The sequence below is a fragment of the Meiothermus sp. CFH 77666 genome (assembly GCF_017497985.1).
Taxonomy (GTDB): domain Bacteria; phylum Deinococcota; class Deinococci; order Deinococcales; family Thermaceae; genus Meiothermus.
This window is the reverse complement of record NZ_JAGDFV010000001.1, coordinates 317,738-336,252: the sequence shown is the minus strand read 5'-3', so window position 1 is coordinate 336,252 and position 18,515 is coordinate 317,738. Positions and strand designations below refer to the sequence as shown.

14 protein-coding genes are annotated in these 18,515 nt (G+C 63.8%); 2 read left to right on the top strand and 12 right to left on the bottom strand.

The window, feature by feature from the left end; translation table 11 throughout:
* From J3L12_RS01485 to J3L12_RS01435, 11 genes are all read right to left on the bottom strand, one after another.
* Entirely contained in the window at positions 1-417 is a 417-nt protein-coding gene (locus J3L12_RS01485) for a RidA family protein (RefSeq protein ID WP_243454784.1), read from the bottom strand.
* Positions 417-2,036, bottom strand: coding sequence for an AMP-binding protein (locus J3L12_RS01480; protein WP_208013254.1), 1,620 nt, complete (start codon positions 2,034-2,036; stop codon positions 417-419). Before J3L12_RS01480 ends, J3L12_RS01485 begins: the two co-directional genes overlap by 1 nt.
* A gap of 1 nt (position 2,037) precedes the next feature.
* The gene (locus J3L12_RS01475; protein WP_208013253.1) at positions 2,038-3,270 is read right to left on the bottom strand and encodes an acyl-CoA dehydrogenase family protein; all 1,233 of its coding nucleotides are present in this window, start codon (positions 3,268-3,270) and stop codon (positions 2,038-2,040) included.
* A gap of 152 nt (positions 3,271-3,422) precedes the next feature.
* Complete coding sequence (locus J3L12_RS01470; protein WP_208013252.1) at positions 3,423-4,292, bottom strand: enoyl-CoA hydratase family protein; 870 nt, start codon at positions 4,290-4,292, stop codon at positions 3,423-3,425.
* Entirely contained in the window at positions 4,289-4,777 is a 489-nt protein-coding gene (locus J3L12_RS01465; RefSeq protein ID WP_208013251.1) for a MarR family transcriptional regulator, read from the bottom strand. Before J3L12_RS01465 ends, J3L12_RS01470 begins: the two co-directional genes overlap by 4 nt.
* Positions 4,778-5,551: an SDR family NAD(P)-dependent oxidoreductase gene (locus J3L12_RS01460; protein WP_208013250.1), complete on the bottom strand. Its 774-nt coding sequence runs from the start codon at positions 5,549-5,551 to the stop codon at positions 4,778-4,780.
* Positions 5,548-7,887, bottom strand: coding sequence for a bifunctional salicylyl-CoA 5-hydroxylase/oxidoreductase (locus J3L12_RS01455; RefSeq protein WP_208013249.1), 2,340 nt, complete (start codon positions 7,885-7,887; stop codon positions 5,548-5,550). Before J3L12_RS01455 ends, J3L12_RS01460 begins: the two co-directional genes overlap by 4 nt.
* A gap of 268 nt (positions 7,888-8,155) precedes the next feature.
* Complete coding sequence (locus tag J3L12_RS01450; RefSeq protein ID WP_208013248.1) at positions 8,156-10,555, bottom strand: S8 family peptidase; 2,400 nt, start codon at positions 10,553-10,555, stop codon at positions 8,156-8,158.
* Between the two features lie 75 nt (positions 10,556-10,630).
* Positions 10,631-11,050, bottom strand: coding sequence for a hypothetical protein (locus tag J3L12_RS01445; protein ID WP_208013247.1), 420 nt, complete (start codon positions 11,048-11,050; stop codon positions 10,631-10,633).
* 35 nt (positions 11,051-11,085) lie between these two features.
* On the bottom strand, positions 11,086-11,607 hold the full coding sequence (locus J3L12_RS01440; protein WP_208013246.1) for a P44/Msp2 family outer membrane protein: 522 nt from the start codon (positions 11,605-11,607) through the stop codon (positions 11,086-11,088).
* Positions 11,608-11,677: 70 nt separating this feature from the next.
* A complete protein-coding gene (locus J3L12_RS01435; RefSeq protein ID WP_208013245.1) occupies positions 11,678-11,866 on the bottom strand; it encodes a hypothetical protein in 189 nt (62 codons plus the stop codon).
* A gap of 94 nt (positions 11,867-11,960) precedes the next feature.
* On the opposite strand from J3L12_RS01435, the gene J3L12_RS01430 reads away from it, so the two are divergent.
* A complete protein-coding gene (locus J3L12_RS01430; protein WP_208013244.1) occupies positions 11,961-14,951 on the top strand; it encodes a tetratricopeptide repeat protein in 2,991 nt (996 codons plus the stop codon).
* Between the two features lie 156 nt (positions 14,952-15,107).
* Here the strand turns inward: J3L12_RS01430 and J3L12_RS01425 are convergent, their stop codons facing one another.
* Positions 15,108-17,393 (bottom strand): xanthine dehydrogenase family protein molybdopterin-binding subunit, encoded by a 2,286-nt coding sequence (locus J3L12_RS01425; protein WP_208013243.1) that lies wholly within the window; start codon positions 17,391-17,393, stop codon positions 15,108-15,110.
* A 190-nt stretch (positions 17,394-17,583) separates the two neighbouring features.
* Here J3L12_RS01425 and J3L12_RS01420 point away from each other — a divergent pair, with 190 nt between their 5' ends.
* Positions 17,584-18,513 carry an acetamidase/formamidase family protein gene (locus J3L12_RS01420; protein WP_208013242.1) on the top strand — a complete coding sequence of 310 codons (930 nt, stop codon included), beginning with the start codon at positions 17,584-17,586 and terminating at the stop codon, positions 18,511-18,513.
* Positions 18,514-18,515 lie beyond the last annotated feature (2 nt).

Sequence of the window (18,515 nt, the reverse complement as noted above, 5' to 3'; positions counted from 1 at the left end):
TCAGTCGGGAATTACGGCGGTGGCCTCGATCTCCACCTTGGCCCGGTCTTCCATCAGGGACTTGACCTCCACCACCGACATGGTGGGATAGTGCCGCCCCATCACCTCGCGGTAGGCGGCTCCCAGTGCGTCCAGCGAGGCCAGGTACTCCTGTTTGCTGGTAATAAACCAGGTCAGGCGAACCAGGTGCTCGGGCTTGCCCCCGGCCTCTGCCAGGGTCTCGAGGATGTTTTGCAGGGCCTGGCGGGTCTGGCCCACAAAGTCGTCGGTCTCGAAGACCCCCTGCGGGTTCCAGCCGATCATACCGGCAATGAAGACCAACCGGCCCCGCGCAGCGATGCCGTTGGCGTAGCCTTTGGGCCTGGCCCAGCCGGGGGGTTGCAGGATTTGCGGGCTCTCCTGGGTGCGTTCCACCATTACCTCCCCACCCCTCGAGCCTCCTGGCGCAGTACGAAGCGCTGGAGTTTGCCGGTCTGGGTGCGCGGCAGACTCTCGCGAAACTCGATGGCGCGGGGGTACTTGTAGGGCGCAATTTTCTGCTTCACGAAGTCCTGTAGCGCCCTGACCAGCTCGGCAGAACCCACCACCCCAGGCCGCAGCACCACGTAGGCCTTGACAATCTGCCCGCGCTCCGGATCCGGCACCCCCACCACCGCACACTCGGCCACGTCTGGGTGCAGCAAAAGCGCGTCTTCCACCTCGGGCCCAGCGATGTTGTAGCCAGAGGAGATAATCATGTCGTCGGTGCGGGCCTGGTAGACGAAGTAGCCCTCCTCGTCCAGCAAGTAGGCATCGCCGGTGATGTTCCAGCCGTGCTGCACGTACTTGCGCTGGCGTTCGTCGTCCAGGTAGCGGCAGCCGGTGGGGCCGCGCACCGCCAGTCGCCCTACCTGGCCGGGGGGCAGGGGCTGGCCGTGGTCGTCCAGGATGCAGGCCTCGTAACCGGGTACGGGCTTGCCGGTGGCTCCGGGTTTGGCTTCGGCCTCGGTGTGCGAGATGAAGATGTGGAGCATCTCGGTGGCCCCGATGCCGTCAATGAGCTCAATGCCCGTAGCCTCTTTCCAGCGCTGGCGGGTCGAGGCGGGCAGAGGCTCCCCGGCAGAGACGCACTTGCGCAGCGAGGAGAGGTCGTGCTGATGGGCCTGGGCGGCCATGGCCCGGTAGGCGGTGGGCGAGGTGGCTACCACGCTGGCCTTGAACTCGGCAATGGCGGGCAGGAGCAGCTCGGGGCTGGCCCGTTCGATGAGCGCCATCGAGGCTCCAATCCGCATGGGGAAGAGTACCAGCGCGCCGAGCCCGAAGGTGAAGGCCAGGGGCGGGCTGCCAATGAATACGTCGTCCGGCGAGGCCCGCAGGATGTGCTTGCCGAAGGTATCGCAGATGGCCAGCACATCGCGGTGGAAGTGCATACAGCCCTTGGGCTTGCCGGTGGTGCCGGAGGTGAAGGCAATCAGGCAGGTGTCGTCGCTGGCGGTCTGTACGTTTTGGAAGCTGGGGGCCTTGGCCGCCATGCGCTCTTCCAGGCTGCCGCCCTCGCCCCAGTAGAGCACCTGCTGTAGGGTGGGGCAGCCGGGTAAGGCGAGCTCGAGCTCCTCCCGCAGCCGCCCGTCGCACAGGGCGTGCGAGACTGCTGCTCTGGTCACCACGTCGGTGAGCTCCCTGGCGCGTAGCAGGGGCATGGTGGTCACGGCGATGCCCCCGGCCTTCATCACCGCAAACCAGGCGGCTACCAGCATGGGGTTGTTGGGGGCCCGGAGCAGCACCCGGTTGCCGGGCACCAGGCCAAGGTCCTCCACCAGCACCCGGGCCATGCGGTTGGCTTGCTCGAGCAACTCCCCATACGTCCAGGTAAGGCCCACCGCCCGCACACAGGGGCGCTCGGGGTGCTGGGCTGCCATTTTGTCCAGGAGTTCGGTGGCGCAGTTCAAGCGCTCGGGGTACTGCAGCTCCGGCAGGGTAAAAATGAGTTCCGGCCACTCCGAGCGCGGCGGCAGGTGGTCGCGGGCAAAGGTATCGATGTGGGCAGTGTAGGCCATCTCAGGCCCCTCCTTTCAGGCTGGTTTTCTCCTTGAAGTTTTTGAGCAACTCCCGGGCGACAATGAGGAGCTGCACCTCGCTGGCCCCCTCGTAGATGCGCAGGGCGCGGATCTCGCGGTAGAGCGATTCCACCACCTGCCCCCGGGTCACGCCCAGGCCCCCCCAGATCTGCACCGCGGCGTCTATGACCCGCTGGGCGTTTTCGGTGGCGGTGAGCTTGGCCATGGCGGCTTCCTGGGTGACCCGCTGCCCCTGGTCGCGCAGCCAGGCGGCGCGGTAGGTGAGCAGGGCGGCGGCTTCAACCTGGGTGGCCATCTCGGCCAGCCGGGCCTGGGTGAGCTGGAAGTCGGCCAGGGTCTGCCCGAACATGGCCCGGGAGGTGGCGCGGGCGAGGGCCTCGTCCAGCGCCCGGCGGGCAAAGCCCAGCGCGGCGGCGGCCACCGAGGTGCGGAAGATGTCCAGGGTCTGCATGGCAATTTTGAAGCCCTGCCCCTCCTCGCCCAGTCGCTGGCGGGCCGGAACCCGGCACTCGTGGAAGCGTAGGGTGGCCAGGGGGTGCGGGGCCATGACCTCGAGGCGCTGGGCTACCTCCAGACCGGGGGTGTGGGCGTCCACCACAAAAGCGCTCACCCCCTTAGAGCCCTGGCTGCCCGGTGTGCGGGCAAAAACCACGTAGAAGTCGGCGATGCCGCCGTTGGAAATCCAGGTTTTTTGCCCGTTCAGCACGTAGGTATCGCCCTCGAGGCGGGCTTCGGTGCGAAGGGCCCCCACATCGGAGCCGGCATCCGGCTCGGAGAGGGCAAAGGCGGCGATGAATTCGCCCTGGGCTACCTTGCTCAGGTAGTGGGCCTTTTGCGCTGGCGTGCCGTGCAGGGTGATGGCCCCGGAGCCCAGGCCCTGCATGGCGAAGGCAAAATCGGCCAGGCCGTGGTGGTAGGCCAGGGTCTCGCGAATCAAACAGACCGCTCGAGTATCGATGGTCTCCTGCGCCCCGCCGTAGGCCTGCCCCCCCACCGCGTAGCGCGTCCAGCCCCCCGCGCCCAGGGCCCGCACCCACTGGCGGCAGGTGCTGTCCACTTGGTGCACGGAGTTTGCTCCGTCCTGAAGAGGATCGTCCACGTCGTGCTTTGGGTGAGCGGTCAGGTTATGCGCTGCCCAGGTTTGCAGCTCGAGGGCCAGCGTGCGGTGCCGGGGCTCGAAAAAGGGCCAGTCGAGGTGGGCGTTATCGCGCATGACGAGCCTCCTGGCTTGGCGGATAGCTGAAGGATGAGGGTTGGCAGCAGATAGCCAATAGCCGATAGCTCAAAGCAACGGCTGAACGGCCAACTGCCTTAAGCAGTGGCTGGCCCTCGACCCTCGACACTGGACTCTCGATATTCCGCATCTCAATCCCCCTCGAACACCGGCTTTTCCTTGGCCACGAAGGCGTGATAGGCGCGGTGGAAGTCGCGGGTGGTCATGCAGAGGGCCTGGGCCTGGGCTTCGGCCTCGAGGGCCTCATCCAGGCCCATGCTCCACTCCTGGTGGAGCATTTTTTTGGTCATGGCGTGGGCAAAGGTGGGCCCCTGGGCCAGCGAACGGGCGAACTGCTGGGCCTCCTCCAGGAGCTTTTCCGGCTCGCACAGACGGTTGAAAAAGCCCCAGCGCTCGGCTTCCTCACCGCCCAGGGTGCGGCCCGTGTACAGAAGCTCGGCGGCCCGGCCCAGCCCCACGATGCGGGGTAGCATGGCACAGGCCCCCATGTCGCAGCCGGCCAGCCCCACCCGCACAAACAAAAACGCCGTCTTGCTGCGGGCGGTGCCGTAGCGGATATCGGAGGCCATGGCCAGGATGGCCCCGGCCCCCGCGCACACCCCGTCCACCGCGCTTACGATGGGCTGGGGGCAGGCCCGCATGGCCGCTACCAGGTCGCCGGTCATGCGGGTAAAGGCCAGCAGGCCGGGCATGTCCATCTGGGTGAGGGGGCCGATAATCTCGTGCACATCGCCGCCGGAGCAAAAGTTGCCCCCGGCTCCGGTGATCACCACCGCCCGCACGTCTTTGGCGAAGGCCAGCGCCCGGAAGAGGTCGCGCAGCTCGGCATAGGACTCGAAAGTGAGGGGGTTTTTGCGCTCGGGGCGGTTCAGGGTGATGGTGGCAACGGTATTTTCCACCGACCACAGAAAGTGTCGGGCCTGGTAGCCAGCGAGCGCTACGGTGTTGCCGGGCAAGGGGGTCTGGCCTCCCTGCGGGCCGATGTTTCCGGGCAGACTCATGGACGGGCCTCCTTGTGGTTGAGGTAGCTTTTCAGTTTGCCGAGAAGCGCGAACAGGTTTTCTTTCTCGGCTGCCGAAAGGCCAGAGAACAGCTCAATCACCCAGCCCTCGTGGACGCGGGCCATCTCGGCAAATACCTGCTGTCCTTTGGGGGTGAGCTTGACCGTGAAGGAGCGGCGGTCCTGGGGGTCTACCTGGCGGCGGACCAGACCCTCGGCCTCGAGCTGGTCGGTGATGCCGGTAACGTTGCCGGTGGTGACCATCATGCGCCGGGAAAGTTCGCCCATCCGCAGGCCCTCCGGGTGGCGCTCGAGCTGGGCCAGCAGGTCGAAGCGGGGCAGGGTGGTGTCGAAGTGTTCGCGCAGCCGGGTGCGAATCTCGGCGGTAATCAGGTTGGTGCAGGTCAGGAGGCGCAGCCACAGCTTGAGGGCCTGGTGGTGGTCTTCGGCCAGGCGGGTCTCGAGGTCGGGCTTGGGGCTTACCATCTACATCACCTCCCCACCCGCTACCGCAATGGCCTGTCCGGTCAGGGCCGCCGAGCCCGGCAGGCACAGCCACAGCACCACCTGGGCCACTTCGGAGGGCTTTACGAGCCGCCCCTGCGGGTTGCTCCGGGCCAGCTCGGAGCGGGCCTCGTCGGGGGTTCGCCCGGTTTTCTGCACGATGTTCGCCAGGCTGGCCTCCAGCAGCTCGGTCTCGGTGAAGCCGGGGCAGACCGCATTCACGGTGATGTTTTTGCGGGCGAGCTCGAGCGCCAGCGAGCGGGTCAGGCCCACCAGCCCGTGCTTGGCCGCGCAGTAGGCGCTCACGTAGGGGTAGCCCCTAAGCCCTGCCGTGCTGGCGATGTTCACAATGCGGCCCCAGCCAGCCTCGAGCATCCCCGGCAACGCGGCCTGGGTGCAGAGAAACGTGCCGGTCAGGTTGACCGCTAACATCCGCTGCCACAAGCCCAGGTCGGTCTTGGCGAAAGGCTGGCTTTCGGCCTGCCCGGCGTTGTTGACCAGAATGGTGATGGGGCCGAAAGCCTCTTGGGCAGCCCCGAAGGCCCGTTGCACCTTGTCTGGGCTCGTCACATCACAGGTTTCGATATGCACGTCGGCGTTCATTTGTTGTGCTCTTGCTTCCAGGCTGGAGCGGTTCCGGCCCATTAGCGTGAGCCTTGCGCCTGCCTGGGCCAGTTCGGCGGCAATGGCGGCCCCAATGCCGCGTCCGCCGCCCGTGACCACGGCGTGTTTTCCGGCCAGCGGCAGGGGGTTCATCGGGCGGCCAGCTCCTCGGCCTGCTCGGCCTGGGCCCGGGCCAGGTTGCGCTCGAGCTGGCTCTTGCCCGAAAGATACTGCTTGGGCCAGCCCACCTCGCTATAGCCCAGCCTGGCGGCCTGGTGCAGCGTCCAGTGGGGGTCGGCCAGGTGGGGCCGGGCAATGGCGCACAGGTCGGCCCGCCCGGCGGCAATGATGGAGTTCACGTGGTCGGCCTCGAAGATGGCCCCCACTGCCATGGTGGCAATCTGAACCTCGTTGCGGATGCGGTCGGCGAAGGGGGTCTGGTACATGCGCCCGTACACCGGTCGGGCCTGGCGGGTGGTCTGACCCGAGGAGACATCTATCAGGTCGCAGCCCGCTTCTTTGAACATGCGGGCAATTTCCACTGCATCGTCGGGAGTGTTGCCGCCCGGAGCCCAGTCGTGGGCGGAGATACGCACCGAGATCGGCAGGTGCTGGGGCCAGACCGCCCGCAACGCTTTGAAAACCTCCAGGGGGTAGCGCACCCGGTTCTCAAGCGAGCCGCCATACTCGTCCGTGCGGTGGTTGGTAAGCGGGCAGATGAAAGCCGAGAGCAGGTAGCCGTGGGCGCAGTGCAGCTCGAGCCAGTCGAAGCCCGCCTCCGCCCCCCACCGGGCCGCATGCACGAAGTCGGCCTTGACCCGCTCCATGTCCTCTCTGGTCATCTCGCGGGGGGTTTGGTTGTGGGGGCCGTAGGGAATGGGGGAGGGGGCCAGAAGCGGCCAGTTGCCCTCCGGTAGCGGCTCGTTTTCATCTTCCCAGCCCACCTGTGTCGAGCCCTTGGGCCCGGCGTGCCCAAGCTGAAGCCCAATTTTGGCATCGGTGTGCTGATGCACAAAGTCCACGATGCGCCGGTAGGCCTGCATGTGGGCCTCGCTGTACAGCCCCGCACAGCCGGGGGTGATGCGTCCGTCGGCGGAGGGGGCGGTCATCTCGGTAAAGACCAGCGCGGCCCCGCCCAGCGCCCGGGCCCCCAGGTGTACCAGGTGAAAGTCGTTCACCAGCCCGTCCTGGGCCGAGTACATGGCCATTGGCGAGACCACCACGCGGTTTTTGAGGGTCAGGCCGCGCAGCCGGAAGGGGGTGAACATGGGCGGGATGGGCCTGGGGGGCAGGCCCGACTTTTGCGCGAGCCAGGCCTCCACACCCTGCAGGTAGTTGGCATCGCGCAGCCGCAGGTTCTCGTGGGAGATGCGCTGCGAACGGGTCAGCAGGCTGTAGGCGAACTGGGGGGCCTCGAGGCCGGTGTAGCGCTCCACGTTCTCGAACCACTCGGTGGAGTTGCGGGCGGCGTTTTGAATCTTGAGCACCTCCACGCTTCGCACCGCCTGGTAGGCCTCGAGTACCTGCCGCAGGTGTGCGGGCGAGTCCCCTAGCTGGGCAAACGATTGGGCCAGCGCAATGCCGTCCTCCAGGGCCAGCTTGGTGCCGCTGCCAATGGAGAAGTGCGCGGTGTGGGCGGCGTCGCCCATCAGCACCACCGGCACCTCGCGCCCGTCCAGGGTGTTCCAGTGCACCCAGGTCTTGCAGACCACCCGGGGGAACTTGATCCAGATGGCCGAGCCGCGCAGATGAGCGGCGTTGGACATCAGCCTGTGGCCGCCCAGATACCGGGCAAAGAGCTTCTCGCAGAAGGCGATGCTCTCTTCCTGGCTCATCTGCTCGAGGCCGGCTTTTTGCCAGACCGTTTCCGGCGTTTCCACAATAAAGGTGGAGGTGTGGGCGTCGAACTGGTAGGCGTGGGCCTGGAACCAGCCCCACTCGGTTTGCTCGAATGCAAAGGTGAAGGCCTCGAAGCGCTGGTGTGTCCCCAGCCAGACGAAGCGGCACTTGCGGATTTCGATGTCCGGCTCGAAGCTGCTTTCGTACTTCTTGCGGATGCGGCTGTTAATGCCGTCCGAGGCAATCACCAGGTCGGCCCGATACTGCCGGGCAATGGCCTCATCGTCGGTGACCTCGGTCTGGAAGACCAGGTTTACGCCCAGTTCGCGGCAACGGTCTTGCAGGATGTTGAGCAGCTTTTTGCGGCCAATCCCGATAAAACCGTGGCCGCTCGAGCGGATGGTCTGCCCCTTGAAGTGCACCTCGATATCGTCCCAGCGGTGAAAGGCCCGGCTAATCTGGGCATAGGTGGGGTAGTCGGCCTTCTCGAGGTTGCCCAGGGTCTGGTCGGAGAAGACCACCCCCCAGCCGAAGGTGTCGTCCGGGCGGTTGCGCTCCAGTACCGTCACCTCGTGCATGGGATTCTGCTTCTTCAATAAGAGGGCAAAGTATAGCCCCGCCGGCCCGCCCCCGATGCAGACGATTCTCATGCTGTGGCTCCCTTAATTTCCTGGATGAACGGCCACTCCCCAGAACAACCTGCCATGTCAAACCCCCCAATCCCCCGCCAGTTATATATTTTACGCTTAAAATATTTAGATATGAGATAAATAATTGTAATTCCAAATTCAATTACTATTGGCCCCAGTTTGTTCTGATGCCCTTTACTGAAGCCCACCAGTTACAAAAAAGAGCCTCCTACCACCAGGTGGCTGTAGGAGGCAGTGGTAGAGGGGGTTTTTCAAGCCCAAAGAACCCCTACCGGCGCTGGAGCAGCTTCTTGAGGGCCAGGAGCGCGGGCTCATGCTCGAGCTCGGCACTGGTGCTGGAGATCAGCTCGAGGCTGAAGTTGATGCCGGAGGCCGGGGGCTGTACCAGCGCAAGTTGGCGGTTGACCCGGAATACACCAAAGTAGTCGCCCCCATCCACCTCATCATTGCCGTTGATGTCCTTCCAACCGGCCACGGCATACTGCCCGGCAGGCAGGGAAGCCAGAACATAGTTGGCGGTGCGGGTATCGGCGGTGAGGAAGATGCCCTTGGATCGGCTCACGTCGAAGTCGTTGCCGGTCCAGAACAGGGCTGCCACAAAGGCGTCCTTGAGGGTGGGGAGGTTGGGCGTTCCGACCGTCAGCACCAGCGCCGCCCGTACGCTCTGGCTGCCTGCACTACCCTCCACAGTCATGGGGTACTGGCCGGGCGGTACGCTGCCGGCTACGCTCAGGGCCAGGGTAGAAGTGGCCCCGGCAGAGGGGTTGGGGGTGAAGGTGCCGCTCACACCCGTGGGGGCTCCTTGCAGGGTCAGGCTAACCGGCCCGCTAAAGCCCCCCACCCGCTCGATGCCCACCACCACATTGGCACTGCCCCCAGGGGCTATGGTCAGACTGCTGGGGGTGGTGCTCAGGGTAAAAGAACCCACCGGGGCACCCCCCACGGCCTGGAGGGCGGCCAGCGCATCCACCAGTCCAGCCCCGCAATCACTGGCGGTTATGCCGGGGGGTGGGGTGGGCCGACTGGGGCTGGTCTCGCCCTGGCACTGGGTCTGGTTCAGGGGACGGGCGGTGCGGCGCAGGATGTCTTGTGCCTCGGCTCGAGTAAGGCCCGGGCGGGCGCTTTTCATCAGGGCAATCAGCCCGGCCACATGGGGTGCCGCCATGGAAGTGCCGTTATAGAACTCGTAGTTGAACTGTCCGCTGGTATCGCTTTTGAGCGGGCTGAGCACACCACCGCCCCCCTGCACGCCGCCCAGGTTCACCGCAACGTTGCCACCAGGGGCCATTACATCAATGCGCCCCCCATAGTTGGAATACGGTGCCCGGCCCCCCGAAGGCCCAGTAGCCCCAACCGTGATAACCCCGCTGCAGCTAGCCGGAACGAAATTGGCTGCGTTTTCGGCAAAGTTGCCAGCAGCGACCACAACAATTCGACCCTGGGCATTGACCCGGTTGATCGCCTCCTGGTACAGCGGAACCTGCGAGCATGCGCCACGGCCCTGGATGCTCATATTGATGATGGCAGCTGGGTTCGGGTTGTTTGGAGCCCCCTGCACCGGGAGGCCTGCTGCCCACAGCATGCCATCGGTGATATCCACCAGGTCGCCGCCCTGAAAACCCAGTACCCGTACGGGTAGCAGTCGGGCTCCCCAGCTGACCCCGGCCACGCCCAGGTTGTTGTCACTGTGGGCCAGGATGGTGCCGGCCACGTGGGTACCATGGTAGCTGCTCTGGTTTGGACTGGACAGATCACCAGCATCTTCGGGGTTGTTGTCGCGCCCATCGCCATCGCGGGCTCTGCGAGGGTCGGAGATCATGTCGTAGCCCGGCAGAATTCGGCTGCGGTCGAAGTCGGGGTGCTGCAAGAGCTGGCCGGTGTCTATCACCGCTACCGTGACCGGATTGCTCTGCCCACGCTCGATATCCCAGGCCTGGGGCAGATTGATGGCCGGGTAGTGCCATTGCCGGTTATAGAGGGGGTCGTTGGGGGTACGGGCCGGGTAGAAAAGATAGTTGGGGTGGGCGTATTCCACATCGGCCCTGGCGGCCAGGTCGGCGATGGCGGCCAGCGTAACCTGGGCATCCAGCGAGGCCCGGTAGAGCGAAACCCGCTCTATGGACAAGCCTCGCACACGCTGCACCAGCGCCCCACCTGCGGATAGGGTCTGCACGCTTTGTAGGCTGACCCCGGCTTTAAACTTGACGATGATATCGCCGGGCACAAAATCCAGATCGGCGGTGGGGGCCGTGCCGGTGCCAATACTAACCGTGCCCGAGATATTGCCGCCGCCTCCACCGCCTCCACCCCCGCCCAGCACGGTGAGGCGGAAGCTGGCGGTATTGCTGGCCCCGCCGCTGGTACCTCGCACCACCGCATCGTAGGTGCCGGTGGCTACCCCGCTGCTGGCCAGGATGGTGAGTGAGCTGGTGGGGCTGCTACTGCTAATGGAGAGGGGATTGAAGCTGCCCGATATGCCTTGGGGCACCCCCTCGAGGCTTAAGGTTACTACGTTGCTGGCTCCAGATGAAAAACTGGCCGTAACCGTAACGGTGGTGAAGCTGCCCAGGGTTACGCTGCTGCCAGGCACCGAAAGGCTGAAGTTGGGGCTGCTGCTGTCGCCGCAAGCAGCCAGCAGTGCAAAAAACCAAAACATCCACCGGGGCATAACATCTCCTCCTAAAAAGGGGCCAGCCCGATAGAGCAAGGAGGCGTTGCTAATCGAGCTGGCCCATACGCGTACCTACTGCTGGTTGTAGGTGGCGGGAATCGTGAACTGGGTAGGGGAGTTAGGCCGGGTTACGGTAAAGGTAAAGCGATACTGGCCGCTGATCTTGAGGTAGCAGGTGCCCGGAGGCTGCAAGGCCAGCCGCTCACTGGGGATGGTCAGGGCTCCGCCCAGGTTCACGTCAAAGTTGCCAAAGGAAGGCCCGATGGCATGGGTAATATTGACGCTCAGAAGCTGGAGATTCTCGCTGGGTGCGGCCAGGAACTGCAGGCAGGGGCGAACCTGGCCGCCAAAGTTGCCGGTGGTCTCGAGGGCGAAGATGGTGATGGTGGGGTTGGCCGGAGGTGGGGGCGGTGGCGGGGCGCTGCTGCTGCCACAAGCACCTAGGGCTACCAGGCCGAGCACGAGACCGATGGTTTTGATGAAAGCCTTCATATACCCTCCTTGATTGCTAGAAACGAGTCCGTAATTCAGAAAAAGATGTTGGCCCCAACCCGCAGCTCTATGGTGGTGCCGCTGATGGGAACCGAGACCGCAGAACCGCCCGCAGTGCCGGTAACCGAGCCTGTTGCAAAACCTGGGCGGGCCTCGCCGAAGATGGCAAACTGGCGATTGATCAGGTACTCCACGCCCAGGACTCCACTACCCTCGAAGACGATGCCCGAGACCGAAGCCCCCTGGACAAACCCACTGAGGAACCCCAGGCCCACACCTGCACCGATGTAGGGGTTGATGGGTGAGTTGGGGGTAGCAACCAGGTATAAGCCATCTGCCCCAAAGCCAAAGCCGGTCAGACCACCCCCGGAGCTGAAGGAAAGCACCCCACGGGCGCCAAAGGCCGGAGTAAAATTGGCCCCAAACTGCACGCCGAAGGTGGCGGTGCTATCGTTGAGGGTAAACGCAAAGGTGCCACCCAGGTAGGCCCGCTGGGCCAGACCTGGGGTGAGTAGGCCAAAGAAGATTAGAACGAGGGGTAGCAGGATTCTTTTCATGCAAGATACTCCTTGTAGGGGTTGCCGGAGCAGGGTTCTAGGGCGCAAGGTCGAGGGGGTGCAAAGGGCTTTACTCGGGTTTGGATTGTTCTGGGCGAAACTGCTCGATCCACTGCAGCGCGGCCTCGAGGCTATCGGTCTGGGCCTCCAGGCCGCTTTGCACATGGCGCACCTGATAGCACCGACCGCCGCCTGGGAGCAGCCAGCAGCGAACCAAAAAAGTAGCTCGCTGCTTGGGCAGGCGTTTGGTTTTGTCCATAGAACGCTCCTCAGCAGGCTCATGCCGCCTATCATCCCCACAGACTCTTATCTGTCACTTACTTGCACTTACTACCTTGCTAAGATGGGCCTAGATGTCTTCGCAGCCGCAGCTACGCATTGGGTTACTGGGCTCCTTTCGTCTAAGCCTGGATGACCAGATTTTGCCCCCCCAGGCCCAGCGTAGGAAGAAAGCCAGCGATGTCATCAAGTTGCTAGCCCTCCAACCCGGCCAGCGTCTTCACCGGGAACAGGTGCTGGATGCACTCTGGCCCGACCTAGACGAGAAATCGGGCATGAACAACCTACACCAGAACCTCTACCATGCCCGCCGGATGCTCGAGCCAGGGCTCCCTAAGGGGATCAGGTCGCGCTTTCTGACCTTTGAGCACGAGACCCTGGTGCTATATGCGGGCCCCGTTGAGGTGGATTACAGCAAGTTCCTGCACCTGGTGAGCCAGGCCCGCAGGCAGGGGGATGCCGCACTTTACGAGGCCGCGGTAAAGCTTTACCGCGGCGACCTGCTACCGGAAGACATCTACGAGGACTGGACAGAGCCTCAGCGCGACGAGGCCCGTTCGCTGTACCTGGCGGCCCTGCTCGAGCTGGCCCAACTGCTGGAACAGCAGGGCAACCTGGCCCGGGCCTGTCACTTCCTGGAGCAGGCCATTGCCAAAGAACCGACCACCGAGGCGGCCCATCTGGCCTTGATACAGATCTACGCCCGCACGGGGCGGCGGATGGAGGCCATTCAGCAGTTTCAGGCCCTGCGCGAAGCCCTGGTGCGCGAATTAGGTGAAGAGCCCGACGAGCGTACCCGGGCCGTGTATGAGCAGGTTTTGCAGCAACTGCCGAGCTCCCCCGAGCTAGCAGCACCTGCCGAGCCCGTGCAGGCCCAGGGATGGGTGCCGGTGCCGCTATCCCCCTTAATAGGCCGTGAAGCAGCCCTGGAAGAAACCCTTCAGTTGCTATCCACTACACGCTGCTTGACGCTTACCGGGGCAGCCGGTTCGGGCAAAACCCGCCTGGCCCAGGAACTGGCCACCGGACTGCAGGGGCAGTATGCGGGTGGGGTCTGGTGGGTGGAACTGGTGGCCTTGAGCGAGGCCCAGATGATACTTCCAGCCATCGCCCAGACGCTGGGCGTGTACGGCACCTCCCAGCCACCCCTGAAGAGTATTCTCGAGCGATTACGGGGCCATAAAACCTTGCTGGTACTTGACAACTGCGAACATCTGATTGACGGCTGTGCCGAGACTGCCATCCAGTTGCTCAAGTCGTTGCCAGAGTTGCAGTTGCTGGCCACCAGCCGTGAAGCCCTGGGGATTGAGGGGGAGATTGCCTGGGTGGTGGCACCCCTGGAGGTTCCTGACCAGGAAGCCGATCTGCACCCCGAGGATCTCAATCGCTTCGAGTCGGTGCGGTTTTTGTTGGAGCGAATCCGGCAGCACCGGCCTCACTACCAGCCGAGCACACATCATGCGGTCTATCTGGCCCAAATCTGCCGCCGTCTGGAGGGTTTGCCGCTGGCCTTAGAACTGGCAGCAACCTGGGTGGGAATGCTCTCCCTGGAACAGATTGTGGCGCGCCTGGACAACAGCCTGCGCCTGCTCACGCTGGGCCAGCGGGGTGGGGAGCGTCACCACCAGACCCTGGAAGCAGCCCTGCAATGGAGTTACAACCTGCTGCGGGAGCACGAGAGAGATGTATTTGTGAGGCTTGCTGTGTGTGCGGGGGGTTGGTCGTTGGAGGCCGCCGAGATGCTATGTGCCGACCTGGGTTTTGCTGTGGCTGAACAGGCGGAGGCACACGCCCGGCTGGTGCGTACCTCGATGGTACTGGCGCTTGGGGAGGATCCCCAATTGCGCTTTCGCATGCTCGAGCCGGTACGCCAGTTTGGCCTGGCCCAACTCGAGGCCCAGGGGCTGATCGAGGCAACCCGAAAACGCCTCCTGGAGTGGTATCTGGCCGAGGCAACCCGCATTGCCCCCAAGCTGACCGGCGCAGAACAGGCCCAATGGTATAGCTACCTTTCTACAGAGTACGAAAACCTCCGGGCTGTTTTGTGGTGGGGCCAGAGGGCGGAGATCGAGCTGAGTTTACAGCTTGCAGCGCGGTTGTGGCGATTCTGGCAGGTCAAGGGCCATGCCCAGGAGATGCTGGTCTGGTTCGAAGAAACCTTGCCCAGAGCCACCCAGGTGCCCCCGGCTACGCTGGCCGAGGCCTACAATGCTGCCGGGATCATGGCGCGTACCTGTGGTCGGTATGCCCTGTCATTTGACTATCTGGAGCGGGCTCTGGCCACCCGACGGGCCCTAGCCGACCGGCGGGGGGAGGCTATCGCCCTGAACAACCTGGCGGTGAGCGCCCGCGACCAGGCCGACTACCCCAGGGTTGAATACTATGCACGCCAGAGCCTGGCCATTGCCCGAGAAATTGGCGACAAGAACCTCGAGGCCCTGGGCTTGATGAACCTGGGGGTGGCGCTTCGCGGGCAGGCTCAAAACGAAGCTGCCAAAGCCCACTTTCAGCGTAGTCTGGCAATTTTCGGCGAGTTGGGTGAAAAGCGATCGGTAGCCGCGCTCCATAACTATCTGGGCAACCTGGCCCAAGACCAGGGCCACTGGCAGGAAGCCTGCCAGCTCTACCAGCAAAGCCTCGAGCTAAACCAGGAATTAGGAGATTTCTGGGGTCTGGGGATCTCCACCCACAACCTGGCCGCACTATGGTGCGAACAGCAAGAATACCCCAGGGCCTGGGAGATGCTCCTGCAAAGCCTAACCCATTACCGCAGTGCCGGGGTGCGGCATGGCCTGAATGAGTGCTTTGAAACCCTGGCCAGGATTGCCCTTAAGCGGGGTGGCTCCGAACAGGCGGCCTGGGCTTTGGGGGTATTGGATCAGCTCGAGACATCCATGGGCCTGGCCGTGTCGCTGGAGCAACAGGGGCTGCGTAAGCAACTGGTAGACGAGCTGACGGAGATTATGGGCCCCCCGGCCTTTGCGTTGGCTTACCAGGATGGTCGTAGTGTCTCCCTCGAGCATGCCTTCCAAAAAATCTTTGCAGGCTCGGTGCAAACCCCCTGATTCCGAATTTGCCTGGTTAGTTATTTTTGAGTGGCATTCCTATAACCCCTCATCCGGCGACACCCCAGATGCAGTTAATGACGTCTCCAGCACTACTCTCCTAAACTGCCGGCAGGGTGTCACCACCTTCTCCCGAAAGGGGAGAAGGAAAGGGGTTCAGGTTAAGTTTGATATGGTGCTGGCCTGGTGCAAAAGCTGCTTCCAGACCTTCTCCGGTGTCAGCGGCATGTCCAGATGGGCGATACCCAGTGCGTCCAGCACCGCATTCACCACCGCCGGGGTGGCAGCGATGGCCCCGGCCTCGCCGACCCCCTTGGCCCCTAAGGGGTTGGTGGGCGAGGGGGTTTGCTGGTGGTGGGGTTCCATCCAGGGAATCTGGTCGGCTTTGGGTAGGGCGTACTCGAGGAAACTCGCCGTCAGGTTCTGCCCTTCGCTGTCCAGCACGATACCCTCGTAGAGCGCCTGGCCGATGCCCTGGGCAATGCCCCCGTGCTGCTGGCCTTCAAAAAGCAGCGGATTCACGATGGTGCCGCAATCGTCTACCCCAATGTAGCGCAAGATTTGCACCAGGCCGGTCTCGGGGTCTACCTCGACCATAGCCAGATGCGCGCCAAAGGGGTAGTTTGCGTCCTTGAGGGCAAAGCTGGCGTGCCCCTCCAGCCCTGGTTCCATATCGGGGGGTAGTTTGCGGGGGTTGAAAGCTACGCCCAGAATCTGCTCCAGGCTGACCGACTTGTCCGTGCCGCGCACCCCCCAGCCGTTCTCCAGCAGGTCTATATCCTCTGGCGCAGCCTCTAGCAGATGCGCAGCGATTTTTTGAATTTTGGCCCGCACCTCTTCGGAGGCTTTGAGAACCGCCGAACCCCCTACCGAGAGGGTGCGGCTGCCCGCCGTGCCCATGCCATAGGGCACCGCCAGGGTATCGCCCTGCACCACGCTGATACGCTCGGGCAGGAGGCCCAGCCGCTCGGCCACAATCTGCACAAAGGCGTTCTGGGTGCCCTGGCCGTGGGGGGAGGTGCCGGTAAATATCACTGCGCTGCCATCGGGGTTGATGCGAACCCCGCCGGTATCCCAGCCGTAGCCGGTAATCTCCACATAGCTACACAGGCCAATGCCCACCCGGCGGCCCTGGCTGCGGGCCCGTGCTTGCTCGGCCCGCAAATCTTCATACCGGCTGACTTCGAGGAGCTTCTGCAGGGGTTGCTCGTAGGCTCCCGAGTCGTACCTGGCACCGGTGCGGGTTTTGTAGGGGAAGGGGCCCTGGATAAAGTTCCTTCGCCGGATTTCTGCCGGATCCAGGCCCAGTTCGCGCGCACCCATGTCCATCAGGCGTTCCAGGTAATAGGTGGCCTCGGGCCGCCCGGCGCCCCGGTAGGCCCCGGTGGGGGTGGCGTTGGTGTAAACGCCCAGCATCTCCAACTCCACCGCCGGGATTTCGTAGGGGCCTTGCAGCATCAGGATGGTGCCGGGAACATTGCCCAGGGTGGTCTCGAGGGCATACGCGCCCAGGTCGGCCACCACCCGCCCCCGCAGGCCCAGTATTTTTCCTTCGGCATCGAAGGCCATCTCGAGCTCGGCTACCTGGGCCCGCCCGTGGATGGTGGCGTGGAAAGTCTCGCTGCGCTTCTCCACCCAACGCACGCTTTTGCCCAGTTGTTTGGCCAGGTAGGCCACCAGGATTTCCTCGGGGTACACGTTAATCTTGGCCCCAAAGGCCCCCCCTACGTCTGGGGTGATGACCCTAACCTGGTTTTCGGCCAGCCCTAGCTTTTCTGCGATGGCGCTGCGTAGATCGTGGGGCATCTGGGTGCTCGACCAGACCGTCAGGGCTTCGCGTATGCCGTCCCAGCTTGCCAGGATGCCTCGAGGCTCCATCGAAGCCGGAGCAACCCGCTGCTGCAACAGTTGGGCCCGTACCACCTTGGGGGCCTTCTCGAATGCCTCGGCCACGCTGCCCGAGGAAGTGGTACGTTGCAGGGCAATGTTGGTTCCTAACTCGGGGTGGATGGGTTCGGCCTGCAGCGCCGCTAACGGAGCAGGATAGGTGGTTAGGGGCTCATAGTCCACCTGCACGTGCAGCAGGGCGTCCTCGGCGGCAGCAGCTGAGGTGGCCACAATAGCCGCTACAGGCTCGCCCACATAGCGCACCACATCCCGCGCCAGAACCGGGTGGGGGGCTACTTTGGTGTCCCGTCCCCCCGAAGCCGGGGCGAACAATTGCGGAAGGTCGCTTGAGGTGTAAACAGCGACCACTCCCGGCACTTGCAGGGCCTCGGAGGTGTCAATCTGGCCCAGGCGGGCATGGGCGTAGGGGCTTCGCACCAGCACCATGTGGAGCAGATTTTCGGTGGTCAAGTCGGCAAGGTACTGCCCCTGTCCCTGGATGAGCTTGCCATCCTCGAGGCGCTTCATGGGTTGGCCAATGTAGCGGTTCGACATGCCGCTATGTTACCCACTAGACGGGAAGCAAAGGGAATCTGCCTTACGCGGGAAGGTCGGTTTGGCTCAGCGCCCACAACCCGGGGCTGAAGGTATCCCGGCTCAAGACCTGGGCCTCGAGGCGAGCCCACGGCAGAACCTGTCCAGGGTCGCTTGTAAGCACTGGGGGAATGCGTATGCTGGGGGAGTCATGCCAACCCATACCTTCGAGCCCACCCACTACCATCACACCCTCGGCTCCCACCCACCGGTGCTCAAAATCGCCCCTGGTGATACGGTAATGACCACCTGTGTAGATGCGGGCGGCCTGGATCAGCATTTGCAGCAGGTTACCCCCAGGGGCAACCCCATGACCGGGCCTTTTTTGGTCGAAGGGGCCCAGGTGGGCGATACGCTGGTGGTCAGGCTGGAAAAGCTCAGGCCCAACCGCACCAGCGGCTGGTCAGGGGTGGTGCTGGCCTCTAACGTGGTTGACCCCGACGATGTGCCCCTGCTGGCCCAGGCCAGAGGCTCCCAGCGCTGGTTGGACTGGGAAGTTGATTTGCAGGCCAATACCGCTCGCCTGCGTTCGCCTGCGGGGCCGCTAGAGGGCCTCGAGCTTGCCCTGGAGCCCATGCTGGGTTGCTTTGGGGTAGCGCCCAGCCGGGGTGAGGCCATCTCCACCGCTACCTCCGGCCCGCACGGGGGCAACATGGACTACCGTGGTTTCAAGGAGGGGGTCACGGTTTATTTTCCGGTGCTGGTCGAAGGGGCGCTGTTTTTCCTGGGCGATGGACACGCTTTGCAGGGGGATGGCGAAATTGCCGGAACCGGCATCGAGATTTCCATGGACGTCGCCTTCACGGTTGATCTCATCAAAGGTCAGACCATCCAGTGGCCCAGGGGAGAGGACGCCGAGTACATTTTTACGGTGGGCAATGCCCGGCCCCTCGACCAGTGTGTGCAGCACGCCACCAGCGAGATGTTGCGCTGGCTCACCACCCAGTACGGCCTGGACATCCAGAGCGCCTCGCAACTGATGGGCCAGTGTGTGCGCTACGACCTGGGCAACATCTTCGACCCGGCCTATACCATGGTCTGTAAGATGCCCAGGAAAGTACTCGAGCGCCTCCCCAAATAGAA

Excerpts from the sequence above, each read along its gene's own strand:
- J3L12_RS01485 (WP_243454784.1), bottom strand. The coding sequence starts at position 417 with ATGGTGGAACGCACCCAGGAGAGCCCGCAAATCCTGCAACCCCCCGGC.
- J3L12_RS01480 (WP_208013254.1), bottom strand. The coding sequence starts at position 2,036 with ATGGCCTACACTGCCCACATCGATACCTTTGCCCGCGACCACCTGCCG.
- J3L12_RS01475 (WP_208013253.1), bottom strand. The coding sequence starts at position 3,270 with ATGCGCGATAACGCCCACCTCGACTGGCCCTTTTTCGAGCCCCGGCAC.
- J3L12_RS01470 (WP_208013252.1), bottom strand. The coding sequence starts at position 4,292 with ATGAGTCTGCCCGGAAACATCGGCCCGCAGGGAGGCCAGACCCCCTTG.
- J3L12_RS01465 (WP_208013251.1), bottom strand. The coding sequence starts at position 4,777 with ATGGTAAGCCCCAAGCCCGACCTCGAGACCCGCCTGGCCGAAGACCAC.
- J3L12_RS01460 (WP_208013250.1), bottom strand. The coding sequence starts at position 5,551 with ATGAACCCCCTGCCGCTGGCCGGAAAACACGCCGTGGTCACGGGCGGC.
- J3L12_RS01455 (WP_208013249.1), bottom strand. The coding sequence starts at position 7,887 with ATGAGAATCGTCTGCATCGGGGGCGGGCCGGCGGGGCTATACTTTGCC.
- J3L12_RS01450 (WP_208013248.1), bottom strand. The coding sequence starts at position 10,555 with ATGCCCCGGTGGATGTTTTGGTTTTTTGCACTGCTGGCTGCTTGCGGC.
- J3L12_RS01445 (WP_208013247.1), bottom strand. The coding sequence starts at position 11,050 with ATGAAGGCTTTCATCAAAACCATCGGTCTCGTGCTCGGCCTGGTAGCC.
- J3L12_RS01440 (WP_208013246.1), bottom strand. The coding sequence starts at position 11,607 with ATGAAAAGAATCCTGCTACCCCTCGTTCTAATCTTCTTTGGCCTACTC.
- J3L12_RS01435 (WP_208013245.1), bottom strand. The coding sequence starts at position 11,866 with ATGGACAAAACCAAACGCCTGCCCAAGCAGCGAGCTACTTTTTTGGTT.
- J3L12_RS01430 (WP_208013244.1), top strand. The coding sequence starts at position 11,961 with ATGTCTTCGCAGCCGCAGCTACGCATTGGGTTACTGGGCTCCTTTCGT.
- J3L12_RS01425 (WP_208013243.1), bottom strand. The coding sequence starts at position 17,393 with ATGTCGAACCGCTACATTGGCCAACCCATGAAGCGCCTCGAGGATGGC.
- J3L12_RS01420 (WP_208013242.1), top strand. The coding sequence starts at position 17,584 with ATGCCAACCCATACCTTCGAGCCCACCCACTACCATCACACCCTCGGC.